The sequence below is a fragment of the Arthrobacter sp. SPG23 genome (assembly GCF_000876655.1).
Taxonomy (GTDB): Bacteria; Actinomycetota; Actinomycetes; order Actinomycetales; family Micrococcaceae; genus Arthrobacter.
Window position 1 is genome coordinate 45,172 of sequence record NZ_JYCN01000021.1, and the last position, 17,012, is coordinate 62,183.

Sequence of the window (17,012 nt, forward strand, 5' to 3'; positions counted from 1 at the left end):
CTAGTCACCAACAAAGCATGGCTTCCTAGAACGAGTGGCGGGGAACGGCCCGTTCGTATTGCGGGACCCAAGGCAGCTCATGGCCGAGCTCGAACGCGGCGCGCAGCCACCAGTGCGGGTCGCGGAGGGCGGCGCGGGCAATGAAGACGCCGTCCGCTTGTCCGGTGGCCACAGCGTGTTCTGCCTGCCCGGAGGAGGTCAGCAGCCCCACGGTGCCGGTACGGACGCCCGCCTCGCGCCGGATCCGGGCCGCGAATCCGGTCTGGTAGCCGGGGCCGGCGGGAATCTGCTGATGCGCCACGGCGCCACCGCTGGACACGTCCACCAGGTCCACTCCGCGTTCGGCGGCGGCGCGGGCCAGCCGGACCGAGGAGGCTGCATCGATTCCGCCCTCGGCCCAGTCCGAGGCGGAGATCCGCAGCAGCAGCGGCATCGAATCGGGAATGACGTTGCGCACCGCGTCCACCACTGCCAGGGTGAGCCGGTTCCGTCCGGGCTCGTCGCCGCCCCAGGCGTCCGTCCTGTCGTTGATGAGCGGGCTCTGGAACTGGTGCAGCAGGTAACCGTGGGCGCCGTGGATTTCGATCGTGTCGAACCCTGCCTCGACTGCCCTCACGGCGGCGGCTGCGAAGTCGGCAATGACGCCGTCGATCTCCCCTGCCGTCATGGCCGCGGGTGCCGCATAGCCGTCGAACGCGCCGGTGCCGGGCCCCACGGTGTCCCAGCCGCCGTCGGACGCCGGTACAGTGCCGCGCTTCCCCGAGAACGGCCAGTAGGTCGAGGCCTTGCGGCCCGCGTGCGCCAGCTGCGTGCCGATCTTGGCGTCAGCCGCGCTGTAGCGGTGCACGAATGCGGTGATCCGCTCCCACGCTGCGGCCTGTTCGTCGTTGTAGAGCCCCGCATCCCTCGGGCTGATACGGCCCGCCGCGTTCACTGCGGCTGCCTCGGTGAGGATCAGGGCAGCTCCCCCGGCCGCGAAGGAACCCAGGTGCATGAGGTGCCAGTCATGCGGCACCCCTTCGCCGGTGTCGGGGCCGCAGCTGTACTGGCACATGGGCGAAACCCAGCCGCGGTGGCTCAGCGTCAGCGAGCGCAGCTCCAGGGGGGAAAAGAGCGCCGAGTGCATTAGAACAGCACCCGTGCCAGCCCCTGCCGCGCCTTGGCCACCCTTTCATCGGACGGCCCCACCACTTCGAAGAGCTCCAGCAGCCGCACCCGGGCAGTCTCGCGCTCCGGCCCGAAGTTCCGGCCAATGAAGCTGACGATCCGGCCCAGGGCGTCATCGATGTGTCCGCCGGCGAGATCCAGGTCAGCCACGCCCAGCTGGGCGTCGAGGTTGTCGGGCTGTTCGGCCGCGAGCTGGCGCATCGCCTCGCCGTCCGGACCGGTCAGGGACTGCAGCCGCTCCATCAGCTCCACCTGGGCGAGCCCGGCCTTGGCTTCGGCATCCGCAGGCATTTCCAGCAGGGCCTGGCGGTAGGCCGCGGCCGCTGCCGCGAAGTCTCCTGCCTCGATGGCGTCGTAGGCGGCCTGGTGCAGCGGGGGCAACGGGGCCGGTTCGGCCTCGGCAGCAGCAGCTCCGGCGCCGCCCAGGCTGCCGGTGACGCCGTTGGCGGCTGCCACCTTGAGCAGTTCATCCAGCAGGCTCCGCACTTGCTGCTCGTCGGCTCCGCCCTGGAACAGGGGCACAGGCTGTCCCTTTACCACTGCTACCGCCGTGGGGACAGCCTGGACCTGGAATGCCTGGGCAAGCTGCGGGAACGCGTCGATGTCCGCGGCGCCAAGGACCAGCCGGCCGCCATAGCTGTTGATGATGCCTTCAAGGACGTCGATCAGTTCGGCCGAGGCGGGTGAGTAGCTTGCCCACAGGCCGAAGACCACCGGCACCTGCGCAGACAGTTCAACGAGCTGCTGGAAGTTTGCTTCGGTGACGTCGACGCGAAGCGGCTGACCGCCGGCATCGGGCGCCGCCCCTTGGGCGGGCGTCCCGGGCTGGCCGGGGCCGGGCTGGCCCGCACCCGGCTGGCCGCCGGCAGGCGACTGCCCGGCCGGTGGCGCCGTGCGCTGTTTCAGGCTGGAAAGGTCGACGGCGCCGCGCAGGTTGAGCTGGCTGGCAGCGGCTGGAGGGACTGGACGGGAGGCTGGCGAACTCATAGCCTCCACTCTAGCCACTCCGGCCGCTGCCGGTCATACCCGGAGCGCAGGCTACTTGAAGCTGGCTCCCACGAGTCCGCGGGTGGCAGCCACGAGCTTCATCGGGTCCTTGGAACCGGTCGGCGGGATGTAGACGGCCATGGACTCGGCGAAGTTGAGCACCATGCCGGAGCTGGTCTCCTTGCCGCCGGCCAGCACGGCCGCGTCGTCACCGATCGCCAGCTTGTCGCCCTCGGCTTTGGGTGTGCCGTCGAAGGCGAAGTTCAAGCGGCCCAGGACCAGGGCGCCGCCGTCCGCGGTGCGGAACACTACCGTGTCCTCGGGGACCACCTTGTGCGTGAAGCTGAAGTTGCCGTTGACGCCGGTCTTGGCCACGTCGGCCTGGTATGCCAGGGTGTCGGCAATGTACGGCGATGACTGGCCCTCAACGAGCTTGTCCTTGAAGGTCGAATCGGCCTTGGTCAGGCGGTCGCCCAGCCCGGCAAGGGCTTCCTGGCCGCTGTAGAGCAGGCCCGACTTGTCGTCAGCGGCAAGGGTTTCCGTGCCGGCGCGTCCGATGGACGGGAACGTGGTGCCCGGCTGCAGCGGGGTGGTTTGCACGAGCTTGTAGTTCTCGCGCGGGGATTTCTGCACGAGCGTCAGCAGCTGGGGCACAACGTTGCCTTCGCCCTGCGTGACGGCCATGACGGAGCGGGGCCAGGCGCGCTTGCTGGTGACAACAGTGGTCAGCAGCTTGGTGGCGCGCACCGGCATGCGTGCCTCGTAGGCGCCCACCTGTGAGCGGATCTTGTAGTTCTGCGTGCGGACCTCGAGCTCGGTGCTGTCTACGCGGGACTTGAGCTTGGCAGCATCCTTGGCGGCGTCGCCGGCGTCCACTGTGCTGGAAACCTGCTCCAGGATGCGGCGGAACTGGGCATCCAGCAGCACCGGCGCATCCGCGGCGGTGTCCGCACCTGCGGCCTCACTGGATGTCGGAGACGGCGCGGGGCTCGTGGCTGCCTGGGAAGCAACTCCCGTGCCGGCCACGATGGTGGCGGCAAGGGCGGCCATGGCCACGCCGGCGCGCGTCGCACTGAAGGTCGCGGTGCTATTTGCGGTGCCCTGGCCCTGCTGCTTGTCAACGGGCGGCTCTACGGGCGCGGGAGCGGCGGGCGCCGTTTTGCCGGCCGGGCGGGCCGCGCGTGCTCGGCGGACCAGCTTGTCCTTCATGGATTCGCCGGTGTCGTCCCCGCCAACGCCTGCGGGCTTGCCGCCCTTGGGCTTGATCACCAGCAGGGCCAGACCGGCCAGCATCAGGAGGCCGCCAAGCACCATCAGCGGCACGGCCCACGGAGTGGACGTGTCATTAGGGAACGTCATAGAGATGGACGACGGCGCCGGCTTGGTGCCGTCCGCGGCCAGCAGGAGCGACCACTCGCCGTCCGCCGGGGCGCTCCAGGTGTAGTTCAACTCACCGCTGGCGTTCTCGGTGGTAACCCAAAGATCGGAGCCGGCGGGAGAGGGCGCGGCAGCTTCACCGTCCGTGTGCGTGAGCTGGAGCGATTTGTTGTCTTCGGAGACTCCGGAAACCGTGTTGTGGGCTGTCTTGCCAACCCAGGCGTCGACGTCATCGGGACGGCCTGCTGCCAGCATGAAGCTGCCTTCGCCCTTGACATTGATCTTGACCGTACCCCCGTGAAGGGTCCGCAACTTTTGGTCGATAACGGTCAGTGGTGCGGCGGTGCCGTCGGAAGGCGCCGAGGCTGTAACGGTCTCGGCCGGAGCCCAGATGGTCTTCTGTCCTACGCCGGCCAGCAGTGTCAGGAGGCCGAGCAGCACTAGTGCAACTGCAGTCTTGAAACGCAAAGGGATACCTATCATCAGCGGGGGTTTACTTTCAATAGTAACCGTTTTGTTACCAAAGAGTCAGATCGGGGCTTGGTTCACAGCCTAGGGCAACCGGCCGCGCCGACGGGAAAACAGGGCGCTGACAGGCCTGCTGATAGTGTTTGCGATGATCATCACACGGTCCCGCAGCAGCGGCGCCACAGACGGTAAAGGGCCTCAAAACGCAGTGACTGAACACACGGATTCGTCCACCCCAGGACAGGAAGCCATGCCCGGATCCGGTGTCCAGGAAAACGTAGCGGGCGGATCGCAGCACGAGCACAAACCGTTGTTGCCGGGTTTGGCTGCGGCAGTGGTGCGCAGGCTCCGGACGCCCCTTCCCGGCGCACAGCCCCGGCTGCGCTTCGAAATGCCGCCCGACTTCGTCGAGGACTCCACCACTCCCGAAACCGAGACCAGCACCCGCTTCGGACATCCGGGCCCGCGCATGTCCTCGCAGCATCCCTTATATATGGGTTTCATGGGTACCGTGGGCGTCGGCCTGGCGCTGCTCGTCTATTGGATCGGGTCCAACACCACGCAGCTCCTGCTCTGGATTGTGACCGCGCTCTTCATTGCGCTGGGCCTGGATCCGGTGGTGCGCTGGCTGGAAGAACGCAAGCTCCCCCGGCCCATCGGCATCCTGGTGTCGGTCACGGTCCTTGTCTCGGCCGTCGCCGGATTCTTCGCCACCCTGATCCCCACGATCGTCCAGCAGGTGACCCAGGTTGTGCAGGAGGCACCCCGCTGGATCCAGGACTTCATCGACTCGGATTTCTTCCGCAGCGTTGATGACCAGTTCGGCGTGCGGGAGCGGATTACGCAGGAGCTGGAAAAGTTCGTCAACAATCCGGATGCCATGGGGGGCATTTTCGGCGGGGTCGTCGGCTTCGGATCCACCGTGGCCAACGGGCTCTTCGGCACCCTCATCGTGCTGGTTCTGAGCCTCTACTTCCTCGCGGCCCTCCCGGCCATGAAGAAGTGGGGCTACCGCCTGGCCCCCCGCTCCCGCCGGACCCGGGTGGAAGCGCTTTCGGAAGAAATCACCGGGTCAGTGGGCAACTACGTCATCGGGCAGGCCTGCGTGGCCCTGCTTAACGCAACGTTTGCGTTCATCGTGATGTCCATTGTCGGCGTCCCCTTTGCCGTGCTGCTGGCGTTCGTCGTGGCGCTGCTGGCTTTCATCCCCCTGGTGGGCGGAATGATTGCGGGCGTTGTGGTCACGCTGATCGCCCTGACCGCGGGCTGGCAGACCGCAGTCGTCTACGCCATTTGCTACTTCGCCTACCTACAGTTCGAGGCGTACTTCATCTCGCCGCGCATCATGCAGAAGGCAGTGGCCGTGCCGGGCGCCGTGGCTGTCATCTCGGTGATCGCCGGAGGCAGCCTGCTGGGAGTTCTCGGCGCCCTGATCGCCATTCCTACCGCTGCGGCCATCATGCTCCTCGTGAAGGAAATCTTCATCGTCCGCCAGGACAAGCACTAGGGAGCGACCCCGCGGCCTCCGGCGCGCCGGAGGCCGCGGCGGACCTACGGTGCGGCCGAGGCCACGGGTCCGTCCCATTCCTCCGGCAGGCCCTCGGGACCTGCGCCGCGCTCGGTGACCTCGTCGACGATTTCGTTGAGCACCCGGGCAGCGTACTTCTCCCCCACCCACAGGTGCTTGGCGCCGTCGACCCCCACCACTTCGGCCTGCGGCACCAGGCCGAAGCGGTCAGCGGCGGCGGCCGGCTGCAGGTAATCGTCATGTTCGGGAACCAGGACCTTGAGCGGCTTTCCGGCGGCTGCCCATTCCAGCAGGTGCGCATCGGTGGCACGGTGCAGCGGGGGTGACAGCAGCACGGCACCTTCCACCAGTGATGCCACCGGCTCCGTCGCGCCGTACATGAGGGCCAGCTCCGTTCCGAACGACCAGCCCACCAGCCAGCGGTTGGGCAGGTTCCTCGATGCTGCGAACCGGACGGCCGCCTCGACGTCGAGCCGTTCACCGATGCCCTCCTCGAAGCGGCCATCGCTGGTGCCGCGGGGCGAGCTGGTCCCCCTGGTGTTGAACCTGAGGACGGCGACGCCGGCGAGTGCCGGCAGCCGGTAGGAGGCCTTGCGGTACACGTGCGAGTCCATGAACCCGCCGTGGGTGGGCAGCGGATGCAGCGTGATGAGCGTGGCGGTGATATCGCCCGATTCCGGGACGGCCAGTTCACCGACGAGGACGTGGCCATCCTCCGTGTGTATTTCCACATTTTCCCGGCGGGCCGGCAGAACTGTTGAAGCCCGGATGGCGGTTGCTTCGGAAGGCTGGCTGAATACGAACGACGCCGGGTCAAAAGTCATGACTAACAGCTTAGCGATAGCGGTACGTGCGTGACGTCCAGCAGTTGGAGTGCCAGTGACGGCGCTCGGCAAGGCCCGCCGCCGCGCCGAACAGGTGGTCCTCGGCCCAGACCACGAGGTGCTCCACACCGGGCAGGACCGCAGTTGAGCAGCCCGGGCAGATGTAGGCCTTTTCGGCACGTTTGGCCGTCATGGTGCGGACCATCCACTCGCCGTCGGGAGCGCTTTCACGCCGCGCTATCCCCGAGCGGGCGCGCTCCAGGTCGAGCTCCGGCACGGGGCCCGCGGCGTGCTTGCGGCTGGCCTGTCCCAGCTTTCCGGAGGCGGCACGGCGGGGGCGGTTGGAACGGGGCATGCCTCCATTCTGCCCCAGCCCACGGTGCCCTGCTGCTCCTGAACTGTCGCTGCGCTGTTCCCGCCGCCGGCCCAGACGGTAGTGTTTACCGGGTGCGTTTAGTCATAGCCCGTTGTTCTGTTGATTATGTCGGCCGCCTCAAGGCCCATCTCCCCCTCGCCACCAGGCTGCTGCTGGTCAAGGCGGACGGGTCCGTGCTGGTCCACTCCGACGGCGGTTCCTACAAGCCGCTGAACTGGATGAGCCCGCCGGCCACCCTCCGCGTCTCCACTCCGGACGAAGTGGACCTGGAGCTGGGCGTCACCGAGCAGTGGACTGTCCAGTCCGCCAAGACCGACGACCGGCTCATCATCAACATCCACGAGCAGCTGCACGATACCTCCCATGAACTGGGCCAGGATCCGGGCCTCATCAAGGACGGCGTCGAGGCTGACCTGCAGCGGCTGCTGGCGGATCAGATCGAGCGGCTCGGCACCGGGTTTTCCCTGATCCGGCGCGAGTATTTCACCGCCATCGGTCCGGTGGACATCCTGGCCAGGGACGCCGACGGCGCCACGGTGGCGATTGAGCTTAAAAGGCGCGGCGACATCGACGGCGTCGAGCAGCTGACCCGCTACCTTGAGCTGCTCAACCGGGACCCGCTGCTTGCCCCCGTCCGCGGCATCTTCGCCGCGCAGCAGATCAAGCCGCAGGCCAAAGTCCTGGCGAATGATCGAGGCATTGACTGCGTCACCCTCGACTACGACGCCATGCGCGGCGTTGACGACAGCGAATCCCGGCTCTTCTAACGCGCCCTCCTCAATGGGCGGTCTGTCAATAGCCGTGCGCAGTGCCATAGCGAAGGGGTTCATGAGGGCTTTACGCAAAATTTATCGAATTCCCCCTTTTGCCCGTTGACCTGAAGCAGACCACGTGAAATTCTTATATGAGTCTTTGTGTAGGTGTTTTTCATGCTCGCAAGACATGTTGCGAGCGCGAAGCTTCGTCAGCTAGTGTCCGGTTCCACCGGGCGGCAAGCCAGGATTCTTCTCGCGGAGTGACCAAGTGCGGCACGAAGTGTGCCGAACTTAAGCAAGTTCCATAATGAGGAGAAATAAATGGCACAGGGAACCGTCAAGTGGTTCAACGCTGAAAAGGGCTTCGGCTTCATTACCCCGGACGACTCCGATGGTGATGTCTTCGTTCACTACTCGGAGATCCAGACCGGCGGATTCAAGACCCTCGACGAGAACCAGCGCGTTCAGTTCGAGATCGGTCAGGGCGCCAAGGGCCCCCAGGCTACCGGTGTAACGCTGGTCTAATCCCCCGTCGGATTGCCGCCAGCCGGTGGCGTCCTGCGAATCAATGATCCTCGGCATTCGTGCCGAGGATCATTTTTTTAAGCATTTTCCGTCGGCTAATTGACGCTTTGTTGCTTGTCACAAATATTTTCGGAATCTAAAATCATCGGACCGATAAACTTCACGCCGCTTTACGGAATTAACGGACCATCGTCCTGAGCAGCCGGGCGCTTTGTCGGACGGAAAGGCCGGGCAGGTAGGCGCGGCTCAGGGCCCGGCCAATGGCAGGCAGCTGCAGGGGATCCTGGTAGTAGAGGTAGAGCGTGCGGTAATCAGGCTTGAACCGTGATTTGAAGGTGGCCAGCGAGCGGAAGCCATACACCGGCTCAAGTGCCCGCCCCACCACATCAAGGATCGCAGTGAGGGCCTCCGGCTCCCGCCCCGGCTCCGGCCCGGACTCCTGGTCCTGTGGCGCGTCGGCCGTCTCCTCCGGTTCCTTGGCCAGGGGTGAGCCGGAGAGGGAAATTACTTCAACGGAATTTCGCAGCTCAAGCACCGCGGAGGCAATGAGGAACTCCATGACTCCGGGTAACCCGTCTTCCCGCCGGCGCATGAAATCGAGCGTCCAGCTCACCACGCGTCCCTGCTCGAAGACCGGCAGCCAGCTGGTGACGCCATGCACCAGGCCGTCGGTGTCAACGGCGAGGCAGCATAGGACGTCATCGTCCATCAGTTCGTCCATGCCGCCAAGCGTAAATCCCATCTCCGGAACGGATTTCTGCGCAGCCCACTCTTCGGATACCTCCAGGAGTTGGGCGCGCAGCGCCGCAGGAAACCCGCTGTAGCGTCCCCAGACGGCCGTCACGCCGGTCTTTCGCGCACGGTTCAGCGCAGTGCGGACGTTTTGCCACTCCTTGCCTTTGAATTCGAGCTCCCTGACGGCCAATCGCGTCTCCTGCGCCACGGCCACCCTGCTGAATCCCCGGGATTGCAGCATGGGCCACAGTTGCTCGGTGCAGGAATAGAAGCACGGAACCAGCGCGTGCTCGGCGCAGTACTGAATGAATCCGGCAGCGGCTTCCTCACGCAGCGCCGGGTCACCGAAGGGACCGCCCAGCGTCAGGGCAACGCTGCCATGCTGCTGATAGGCCACACCAGCGTCCCCGGAGGCTGTGAACCAGTATTTGTTCGGTTCCCAGAGCGCCATCCAGGACAGCGAGTCGCCGCCACGGCGCACCAGCCGGCGCGCCACATCCCGCTCCTCAACACCCGCGCCGGCACCGTGGTTCCGCCCCAGCAACACCACCCACACGCCGGCCAGGGCGACCGCCCAGAACGCGATGCCGGAATAGGCAAACAGGAAAGCCTCCACCGACTGCCGGTCCTGGAAAACCCGGCTGTAGAGGCTGGGGATGGGAACCGGCAGATATTGGCGTGCCAGCTCGGCCGCAAGCCCGGACAGGCCGCCGTCCCGCTCCATTCCGCCGGCTCCCAGCCACGCGATGGTGTAGGTTCCGGCGAGGGCAAGCCAGGTTCCGGCCAGCACGCGGGTCAGGGTGCGCCGTCCCCTTGCCGACGTTTCCACGCGGAACTGGCGCCGGTTGGCCCACAGCAGCACCATAAGGAGCAGCGGAACGGCCACGAGCGGGAGCACGTGGACGAATCCTGAGCCCATGACAGCTGTGTGGGGCCGTGACGGGTAGTGGGGTATCCGGGCAAACAGCGTGAGGTACACGGCAGACAACGCCGTGACGGCCAGCTGGACTCCGATGGTGATCCGCCAGGCGAGCCTGCGGCCGCGCCGCAGGCCGTCCGCACAGATCAGCAGGAGCAGGACGGGCACCACGGCAAGCGCAAGGCCCAGCGGCCCGGCAAACCCCGTCCGGCCGATTTCCAGGCAGCTCACGTCCACGGTGCCGCCGCAGTTCTGCTCCAGCTGGCTCAGGGTGGGCAACGGGTTAAGGACTACGTCCCGCAGCAGCGCGAGCGGCCCCGTGGGGCTGCGAACCGCGGCGGTCAGGATGGGGCCGACGGCGAAAATTCCCACGATCAGGGCCAGCAGGTTACGGGTCTCGCGGCCGGTGGAGCGGTGCCGGTGGAGGGTTCCGTGGTCGCTCTGGATCCACCACCCGGCAGCGAGCCCAGCCAGGGCACCCAGGAACCCGACGACCGTCTCCGGATGCCCAACATAGAGGACAAGGAGCAGCGACGCTGACACAATGCCCGTGCGAAGGCGCCGTTGCCACAGGGTAGGCGCGAGGCCGCTGGCCCCCAGCACCGCAGCCAGCACGGCGGCGTAGGGGCCAATGAGCCGGGCGTCCACCATGAGGCCCATCCATCCGTCCCCGGCGAAGCGGGCGAGCTGGGTGAACAGCAGGAACAGCGAGACGGCCGCGAACTGTCCGCCGAAGAAAAACGCCGCTGTGCGCAGCGAGCCCAGCCTGCGCTCGGCCAGGCCCAGGAACAGCAGGATCATTGCTGAGGCCGTGAGGTACGCCGCCGGGTTCGTGGCGAAGAAGAGCGAGGTAAACATGGACCACCAGCGCCCGTCCTTCAGGGCGGCCGCGTGCACCGAGGCAACGTCAAGGAGTGCTTCCGGAGGCCCGGAGAGGAAGCTGCTGGTTGCCGCACCCGTGCCAAGGAACAGGCCAAGCACAACCAAGGTAAACGGCACGGCCTTGAAATGTTCCTGCGTGCGGCGCCATAGCCGAAGCGCAACGCCAGCCCACCTGACGCCTCCGTCGGGCACGGAGCCCCTCCTGTCGATCACTTGAAGATCGTCCCGTTGTTTGTTCATGGCACGATCCCCCACCGTGATGCCATGAAATCCAGGGCGGCTGGAAGGCCCTTGGACGCGGCCTCCCAGGAATGGCCGGTGTTGGCCACCGGCTGGGCCTGAACGGCGAAGCCTGCCCGCCGGGCCGCTGCGGAAAGCTCATCCATATAGGCAAGGAATTCCGGGTCCTTTGAGCCCGCGCCGAAAAATACCGAGTGACCCTCAAACCGGGTTTTTTGCATGATGTTCAGGGGGGTCTGCGCCTCAAAGGCTGCCACATCGCCGCCGAACGCTGCGTCGATGGTCTTCTGCCGCTCCTTAGCCAGCGCCGGTTCCCGTTCACTCGAGAAAGCAAGGACCGCGGCGTAGGTATCGGGATGCCGGGTTCCCATCTGCAGCGCACAGGTGGCCCCAAAGGAGAATCCGCCTGCAGCCCACTGCCGGTGGTCCCGGTCGACGTCGAGGGTCTGCTCGATCCAGCGGGGCACATCCCGGGCAAGAAATGTGTCAGCCTTCGCAATGCGGCTGTCCATGCAGAGTGTGTTGGCCGACGCGGTACCGTTGGGATCCACCACTACCACCACCGGCGCCACGCCGTTGTGGTCCGCTGCGAAGCGGTCCATCCGGCTGCGCAAGGCCCCGCCTGTGAGCCAGTCGGACGGCCCGCCGGGCTGGCCGGAAAAGAGGACTAGGACGGGAAGCGCCGGTCGCGGTGTGGCCTGGTAGGCGGGCGGCAGGTAGATGTAGGCTTCCCTGCTGCTGAAGCCCGAAGCAGTGCCCGGGATTTCCGCTTTTCGTACGACGCCGTCTGCGGGCATTCCCTCCGGCGCCCGCCACGCGGCCAGGGCGGTCGGGGCAGCAGCCGCGGGGTGGCGTTCCAAATCGGTTTCCAGCGGCTGGATCCTTGCCACGGCGGTGCCCATGACGTCGCTGACCGTGTGGTTGAGGCCGAAGTAGGCGTTGATCTGGACGGCGCCTAGCAGCAAGACCCCCAGGATGGCGGCCACGGCGGCGACCCTCCCCCGCCACGCAGGCCTGTCCGACGGCGGAGCGGGGCCCGCGGGCGGAGAAGTGCGTCGGAGACCCCACAGACGGAGTACCCCCAGGAAAAGGGCGAAGACCATCGCCACAAACCACGCGAGCACTTCGCGCGGGAGACTCTCGGGCAGCGTCGAAAATACGTAGATCAGCAGCCAGTGCACCGCGGTGACCACGCCGGCGGCCAGCAGGAGGGCAGCGCAGGCGCTGAGGAGCCAGCGGCGTCCGCGTGCCCACAGCAGCCAGGCGAATCCGGCGGCGCCGGCGGCCCAGGCAACCCAGAGTACGGGTCCATCCGTCAGATGGACGTCAGCGACAAAGTCCACCGGCGTTAACGCCAGGTGCCCACACCGATGACCGGCCCGGCTTCCAGCCACGAGGACAGTCCGGTGTAGGCGTCGAACTTCATTGCAAGCAGGACGTCCTGGCCTTCGTAGTGAAGTTCCACGATGACCGAGTCCGGCTGGACCTTGACGAGCTCCGCCTCCGTGGGCTGGCGGCGTCCCACGAGTTCCAGCGAGCTGCGGCGGAAAGTGTACTTGGGGCGGACACTGAGCGAGAGCAGCTTGAACCACTCAAGGTCGTTGTCCTGATAACGACAAACCCCCATCTGCCAGCTTTTTCCAGCCGTGCAAATGGAGGCGTCCACTGTGCCCAGGGCACGCCGCAGGTTAAAGCGGCGTACCCCGGACAGGCACAGTGCAAAAATCAGCAACGTAAAGACAGTTGCCAATGCGATGAACGGAAAACCAGGATCGTTCATCAAGGTCGTGCTAGCGGATCCCCGCAGTAGCTGCTTCACCCATTTGGGCGTTGTCAGCGACAATGACCACCCTGTTGTTGTCGACGGAGAAGAATCCGCCGTCGACAACTACAGCAATGCGTTCACCGGAAACCGGCTCAATGGCCAGCTCACCTTCGGCCAGAATCGCCAGCAGGGGCGAGTGGCCGGGCAGGATACCGATTTCACCATCGCTGGTGCGGGCCTTGACCATCTTGGCCGCTCCGGACCACACGAAGTGATCCGCTGCGACAATCTCAACCTCAAGCTCAGCCATATTACTTGGTCTGTTCCTGGATCTTGGCCCACTGGCGCTCAACGTCATCCAGGCCGCCGACGTTGAAGAACGCCTGCTCTGCAACGTGGTCGAGCTCGCCGTCGCAGATGGCGGTGAAGCCTTCAACGGTGTCCTTGATGGAGACCGTGGAGCCTTCGACGCCGGTGAACTGCTTGGCGGTGTAGGTGTTCTGGGAGAGGAACTGCTGGATGCGGCGTGCACGCGACACGACGATCTTGTCCTCTTCCGACAGTTCGTCAACACCGAGGATGGCGATGATGTCCTGGAGTTCCTTGTTCTTCTGCAGGATCTGCTTCACACGGACAGCCGTGTTGTAGTGGTCCTTGCCGATGTACTGGGGGTCCAGGATTCGGGAGGTGGACGTCAGCGGATCCACAGCCGGGTACAGACCACGGGAAGCGATTTCACGGGAAAGTTCCGTGGTCGCGTCGAGGTGTGCGAACGTGGTGGCCGGTGCCGGGTCGGTGTAGTCATCCGCGGGAACGTAGATGGCCTGCATCGAGGTGATGGAGTGGCCCTTGGTGGACGTGATGCGCTCCTGGAGGAGACCCATCTCGTCAGCAAGGTTCGGCTGGTAACCCACGGCGGACGGCATGCGGCCAAGAAGGGTGGAAACCTCGGAACCTGCCTGCGTGAAGCGGAAGATGTTGTCGATGAAGAGCAGCACGTCCTGGTTCTGCACATCGCGGAAGTACTCCGCCATGGTCAGTGCGGACAGCGCCACGCGCAGACGCGTTCCCGGCGGCTCATCCATCTGGCCGAACACAAGGGCGGTGTCCTTGAGGACGCCTGCCTCTTCCATTTCAACCCAGAGGTCGTTACCTTCACGGGTACGCTCGCCGACGCCGGCGAACACCGAGGTGCCGCCGAAGTTGCGGGCAACACGGGTGATCATTTCCTGGATCAGCACGGTCTTGCCGACACCGGCGCCACCGAACAGGCCGATCTTTCCACCCTTGATGTACGGGGTGAGGAGGTCGATCACCTTGATGCCGGTTTCCAGCATCTCGGTGGAGCCTTCGAGGGTCGCGAAGGCGGGAGCCTTGCGGTGGATGGCCCAGTGGTCCGACGCCTGGATCTCGGACTCGTCAACGTCCAGCGGCTTGCCGAGGACGTTGAAGATGTGGCCCTTGACGCCGTCGCCGACAGGCACCGTGATGGGCGAGCCGGTGTCCACAACGTTGGTGCCGCGGACGAGTCCGTCGGTAGCCTGCAGGGAGATGGCGCGAATGAGGTTGTCACCCAGGTGGAGGGCAACCTCGAACGTGATGGTCTTGGTCTCACCATTGAGAGTAATCTCCGTGGTGAGTGCGTTGTAAATCGAGGGGATTGCGTCAGCCGGGAATTCGACGTCGACAACCGGGCCAATAACACGTGCAATACGGCCGGTAGCACCGGACGTTGCGGCTACGTGTTCGGTAGCGGTGGCAGTCATCTCTCTCACTTCACTCAGTAGATGGCGTGGGGGTTAAGTTTATCTTTGGTGCAGGTACAGCTGGATCCGGAACCGTGCTGGCTAGGACGCGTTCAAGGCGTCGGCACCGGCCACGATTTCGGAAAGCTCCTGCGTAATTTCAGCCTGGCGGGCGGTGTTGCGCAGACGCGTGTACTTCTTGATGAGGTCCGTGGCGTTGTCGCCGGCGGACTTCATCGCCCGCTGACGGGCTGCGAGCTCGGAAGCTGCTGCCTGCAACATGGCGGCGAAGATACGTGATTCGATGTAGCGCGGCAGCAGAGCGTCGAGCACCTGCTCCGTTTCCGGCTCGAATTCGTAGAGGGGCAGCAGGTCCGATTCGGACGCAGCCTGCTCTTCGACGACCTCGAGGGGAAGCAGGCGGATGACCGTCGGTTCCTGCGTCACCATGGACTTGAAGCGGGTGTAGACAACGTGGATCTCGTCCACGCCTCCCTCTTCGTATGCGGTGGCAAAATCCTCCAGCAGCGCTGCGCCGATTTCCTGAGCGGTCGCAAACACCGGTGCGTCGGTGTTGCCGGTCCATACCTGTGCGTAGGGACGGTTGCGGAAGTCGAAGTATGCCTGGGCCTTACGGCCGACGACGTACGTCTTGACTTCCTTACCTTCCTCACGGAGCAGCTCGGTGAGGCCTTCCGCCTGCTTGAGCACGCTTGCCGAGTAGGAACCTGCGAGGCCACGGTCCGAAGTGATGACCAGGACGGCGGCGCGGCGGATCTGCTCGGGCTCGGTGACCAGCGGGTGGTCGATTTCACTCTGGCTTGCGACAGCAGAAACGGCACGCGTGATCGCGTTTGCGTAAGGCAGTGAAGCCGCTACGCGTGCGCGGGCCTTGCCGATGCGCGAGGTAGCGATCAGTTCCATCGCCTTGAAGATCTTGCGCATCGACGTCGTCGAGCTGATCTTCTGGCGGTAGACCCGAATCTGGGCTCCCATACTTATCCTTTCCTAAGATCCCGATGGCCGGGACTGCCGGAACCCGTCGGGGTCCCGGCAGTCCCTGCCAGCGAAACTAGCGCTTCTGCTTGACGATTTTTTCCTGGTCGACCTGCGCCTCGTCGATGGGGGCGTATTCCTCATGCCCCGCACCAACCAGGAGGCTGTCGCCCTCGCCGAAGAAGCCCTTCTTGAAGGCCACGATCGAGGTCTTCAGTGCTTCTGCGGTGTCATCGTCCATGACGTTGGTCTGTGCCAGCGTCGTCAGGATGGAGGACTTGTGCTTCAGGTGCTCCAGGAACTCGGTCTCGAAGCGGTTGATGTCCTCAACCGGAACGTCGTCCAGGTAGCCGTTGGTACCGGCCCAGATGGACACAACCTGGTTCTCGACCGGGAACGGCGAGTACTGGCCCTGCTTGAGCAGTTCCATCAGGCGTGCACCACGGGTCAGCTGCTGGCGCGATGCGGCGTCGAGATCCGACGCGAACATTGCGAACGCCTGCATGTCGCGGTACTGGGCCAGTTCCAGCTTCAAAGTACCGGAGACCTTCTTCATGGACTTCACCTGCGCTGCGCCACCCACGCGGGACACGGAGACACCCACGTCGACGGCCGGACGCTGGTTGGCGTTGAAGAGGTCCGACTGCAGGAAGATCTGGCCATCGGTAATGGAGATCACGTTGGTCGGGATGTAGGCGGAGACGTCGTTTGCCTTGGTCTCGATAAGCGGAAGACCGGTCATCGAGCCTGCGCCCAGCTCGTCCGAGAGCTTTGCACAACGCTCCAGCAGACGGGAGTGCAAGTAGAAGACGTCACCCGGGTAGGCTTCGCGTCCCGGCGGGCGGCGGAGCAGCAGTGAGACTGCACGGTAGGCCTCAGCCTGCTTGGACAGGTCATCAAACACGATGAGGACGTGCTTGCCGCCGTACATCCAGTGCTGGCCGATAGCCGAACCGGCGTAGGGGGCCAGGTACTTGAAGCCTGCGGGGTCGGACGCGGGGGAAGCCACGATGGTGGTGTATTCCAGTGCGCCGTTGTCCTCGAGCGTCTGGCGAACAGCCGCGATGGTGGACGCCTTCTGGCCGATGGCCACGTAGATGCAGCGCACCTGCTTGGTGACATCTCCGGAAGCCCAGTTGGCCTTCTGGTTGATGATGGTGTCGATCGCGATTGCCGACTTGCCGGTCTGGCGGTCGCCAATGATCAGCTGACGCTGGCCGCGGCCGATCGGGATCATGGCGTCGATAGCCTTCAGACCGGTCTGCATCGGTTCGTGAACCGACTTACGCTGGGTCACGCCGGGCGCCTGGAGTTCCAGTGCACGGGTGGCTTCAGCCTTGATTTCGCCGAGGTCGTCGATCGGCTGGCCCAGCGGGTCAACCACGCGGCCGAGGAAGGCGTCGCCGACCGGCACGGACAGAACCTGACCGGTGCGGTGAACTTCCTGGCCTTCTTCGATTCCGGTGAAGTCACCGAGGACGATGACGCCGATTTCGCGGACGTCGAGGTTCTGGGCCAGGCCCAGCGTGCCGTCTTCGAAACGAAGCAACTCGTTCGCCATGACCGAGGGAAGGCCCTCAACACGGGCGATGCCGTCACCTGCGGTGGTCACACGGCCGACCTCTACGCGCTCTGCGTTTCCGGGTTCGTAGGACGCCGCGAACTCGTTCAACGCAATACGGACGTCGTCGGCGTTGATGGTCAATTCGGCCATCTGCAGTCC

Annotated in this window: 15 protein-coding genes; 3 read left to right on the plus strand and 12 right to left on the minus strand. The window is 65.1% G+C overall.

What is annotated here, in order from left to right; translation table 11 throughout:
• Positions 1-25: 25 nt before the first annotated feature.
• Genes TV39_RS13480 through TV39_RS13490 form a run of 3 tightly spaced genes read right to left on the minus strand, consistent with a single transcriptional unit; the run spans position 26 to position 4,014 of the window.
• Positions 26-1,126, minus strand: a complete 1,101-nt coding sequence (locus TV39_RS13480; protein WP_043482548.1) for an NADH:flavin oxidoreductase/NADH oxidase — start codon at positions 1,124-1,126, stop codon at positions 26-28.
• Positions 1,126-2,154 (minus strand): tetratricopeptide repeat protein, encoded by a 1,029-nt coding sequence (locus TV39_RS13485; RefSeq protein WP_043482549.1) that lies wholly within the window; start codon positions 2,152-2,154, stop codon positions 1,126-1,128. The genes TV39_RS13480 and TV39_RS13485 overlap by 1 nt, the downstream gene beginning before the upstream one ends.
• A 51-nt stretch (positions 2,155-2,205) precedes the next feature.
• Positions 2,206-4,014 (minus strand): hypothetical protein, encoded by a 1,809-nt coding sequence (locus TV39_RS13490; RefSeq protein WP_043482550.1) that lies wholly within the window; start codon positions 4,012-4,014, stop codon positions 2,206-2,208.
• 193 nt (positions 4,015-4,207) lie between these two features.
• On the opposite strand from TV39_RS13490, the gene TV39_RS13495 reads away from it, so the two are divergent.
• Positions 4,208-5,506: an AI-2E family transporter gene (locus TV39_RS13495; RefSeq protein ID WP_235347389.1), complete on the plus strand. Its 1,299-nt coding sequence runs from the start codon at positions 4,208-4,210 to the stop codon at positions 5,504-5,506.
• A gap of 44 nt (positions 5,507-5,550) precedes the next feature.
• Here TV39_RS13495 and TV39_RS13500 read toward each other — a convergent pair whose 3' ends face one another.
• Entirely contained in the window at positions 5,551-6,351 is an 801-nt protein-coding gene (locus TV39_RS13500) for an alpha/beta hydrolase (RefSeq protein ID WP_043482552.1), read from the minus strand.
• A 10-nt stretch (positions 6,352-6,361) separates the two neighbouring features.
• Positions 6,362-6,706 (minus strand): hypothetical protein, encoded by a 345-nt coding sequence (locus TV39_RS13505; protein ID WP_043482553.1) that lies wholly within the window; start codon positions 6,704-6,706, stop codon positions 6,362-6,364.
• A gap of 92 nt (positions 6,707-6,798) precedes the next feature.
• Between TV39_RS13505 and nucS the strand changes: the two genes are divergently transcribed.
• Together nucS and TV39_RS13515 are read left to right on the plus strand one after the other, a co-directional pair.
• Positions 6,799-7,494, plus strand: coding sequence for an endonuclease NucS (gene nucS / locus TV39_RS13510; protein ID WP_043482554.1), 696 nt, complete (start codon positions 6,799-6,801; stop codon positions 7,492-7,494).
• A 309-nt stretch (positions 7,495-7,803) separates the two neighbouring features.
• A complete protein-coding gene (locus TV39_RS13515) occupies positions 7,804-8,007 on the plus strand; it encodes a cold-shock protein (RefSeq protein WP_011692441.1) in 204 nt (67 codons plus the stop codon).
• Positions 8,008-8,185: 178 nt separating this feature from the next.
• Here the strand turns inward: TV39_RS13515 and TV39_RS13520 are convergent, their stop codons facing one another.
• From TV39_RS13520 to atpA, 7 genes are all read right to left on the minus strand, one after another.
• Positions 8,186-10,783, minus strand: coding sequence for a DUF2156 domain-containing protein (locus tag TV39_RS13520; RefSeq protein ID WP_144406419.1), 2,598 nt, complete (start codon positions 10,781-10,783; stop codon positions 8,186-8,188).
• Complete coding sequence (locus tag TV39_RS13525; protein WP_043482556.1) at positions 10,780-12,126, minus strand: alpha/beta hydrolase; 1,347 nt, start codon at positions 12,124-12,126, stop codon at positions 10,780-10,782. Before TV39_RS13525 ends, TV39_RS13520 begins: the two co-directional genes overlap by 4 nt.
• A gap of 5 nt (positions 12,127-12,131) precedes the next feature.
• Entirely contained in the window at positions 12,132-12,563 is a 432-nt protein-coding gene (locus TV39_RS13530; protein WP_043482557.1) for a DUF2550 domain-containing protein, read from the minus strand.
• A gap of 10 nt (positions 12,564-12,573) precedes the next feature.
• Entirely contained in the window at positions 12,574-12,858 is a 285-nt protein-coding gene (locus TV39_RS13535; RefSeq protein WP_011692445.1) for a F0F1 ATP synthase subunit epsilon, read from the minus strand.
• Position 12,859: 1 nt separating this feature from the next.
• Positions 12,860-14,314 (minus strand): F0F1 ATP synthase subunit beta, encoded by a 1,455-nt coding sequence (gene atpD / locus TV39_RS13540; RefSeq protein WP_011692446.1) that lies wholly within the window; start codon positions 14,312-14,314, stop codon positions 12,860-12,862.
• A gap of 81 nt (positions 14,315-14,395) precedes the next feature.
• Positions 14,396-15,289 carry a F0F1 ATP synthase subunit gamma gene (locus tag TV39_RS13545; protein ID WP_043482558.1) on the minus strand — a complete coding sequence of 298 codons (894 nt, stop codon included), beginning with the start codon at positions 15,287-15,289 and terminating at the stop codon, positions 14,396-14,398.
• A 76-nt stretch (positions 15,290-15,365) separates the two neighbouring features.
• Positions 15,366-17,003: a F0F1 ATP synthase subunit alpha gene (gene atpA / locus TV39_RS13550; RefSeq protein WP_043482677.1), complete on the minus strand. Its 1,638-nt coding sequence runs from the start codon at positions 17,001-17,003 to the stop codon at positions 15,366-15,368.
• Positions 17,004-17,012 lie beyond the last annotated feature (9 nt).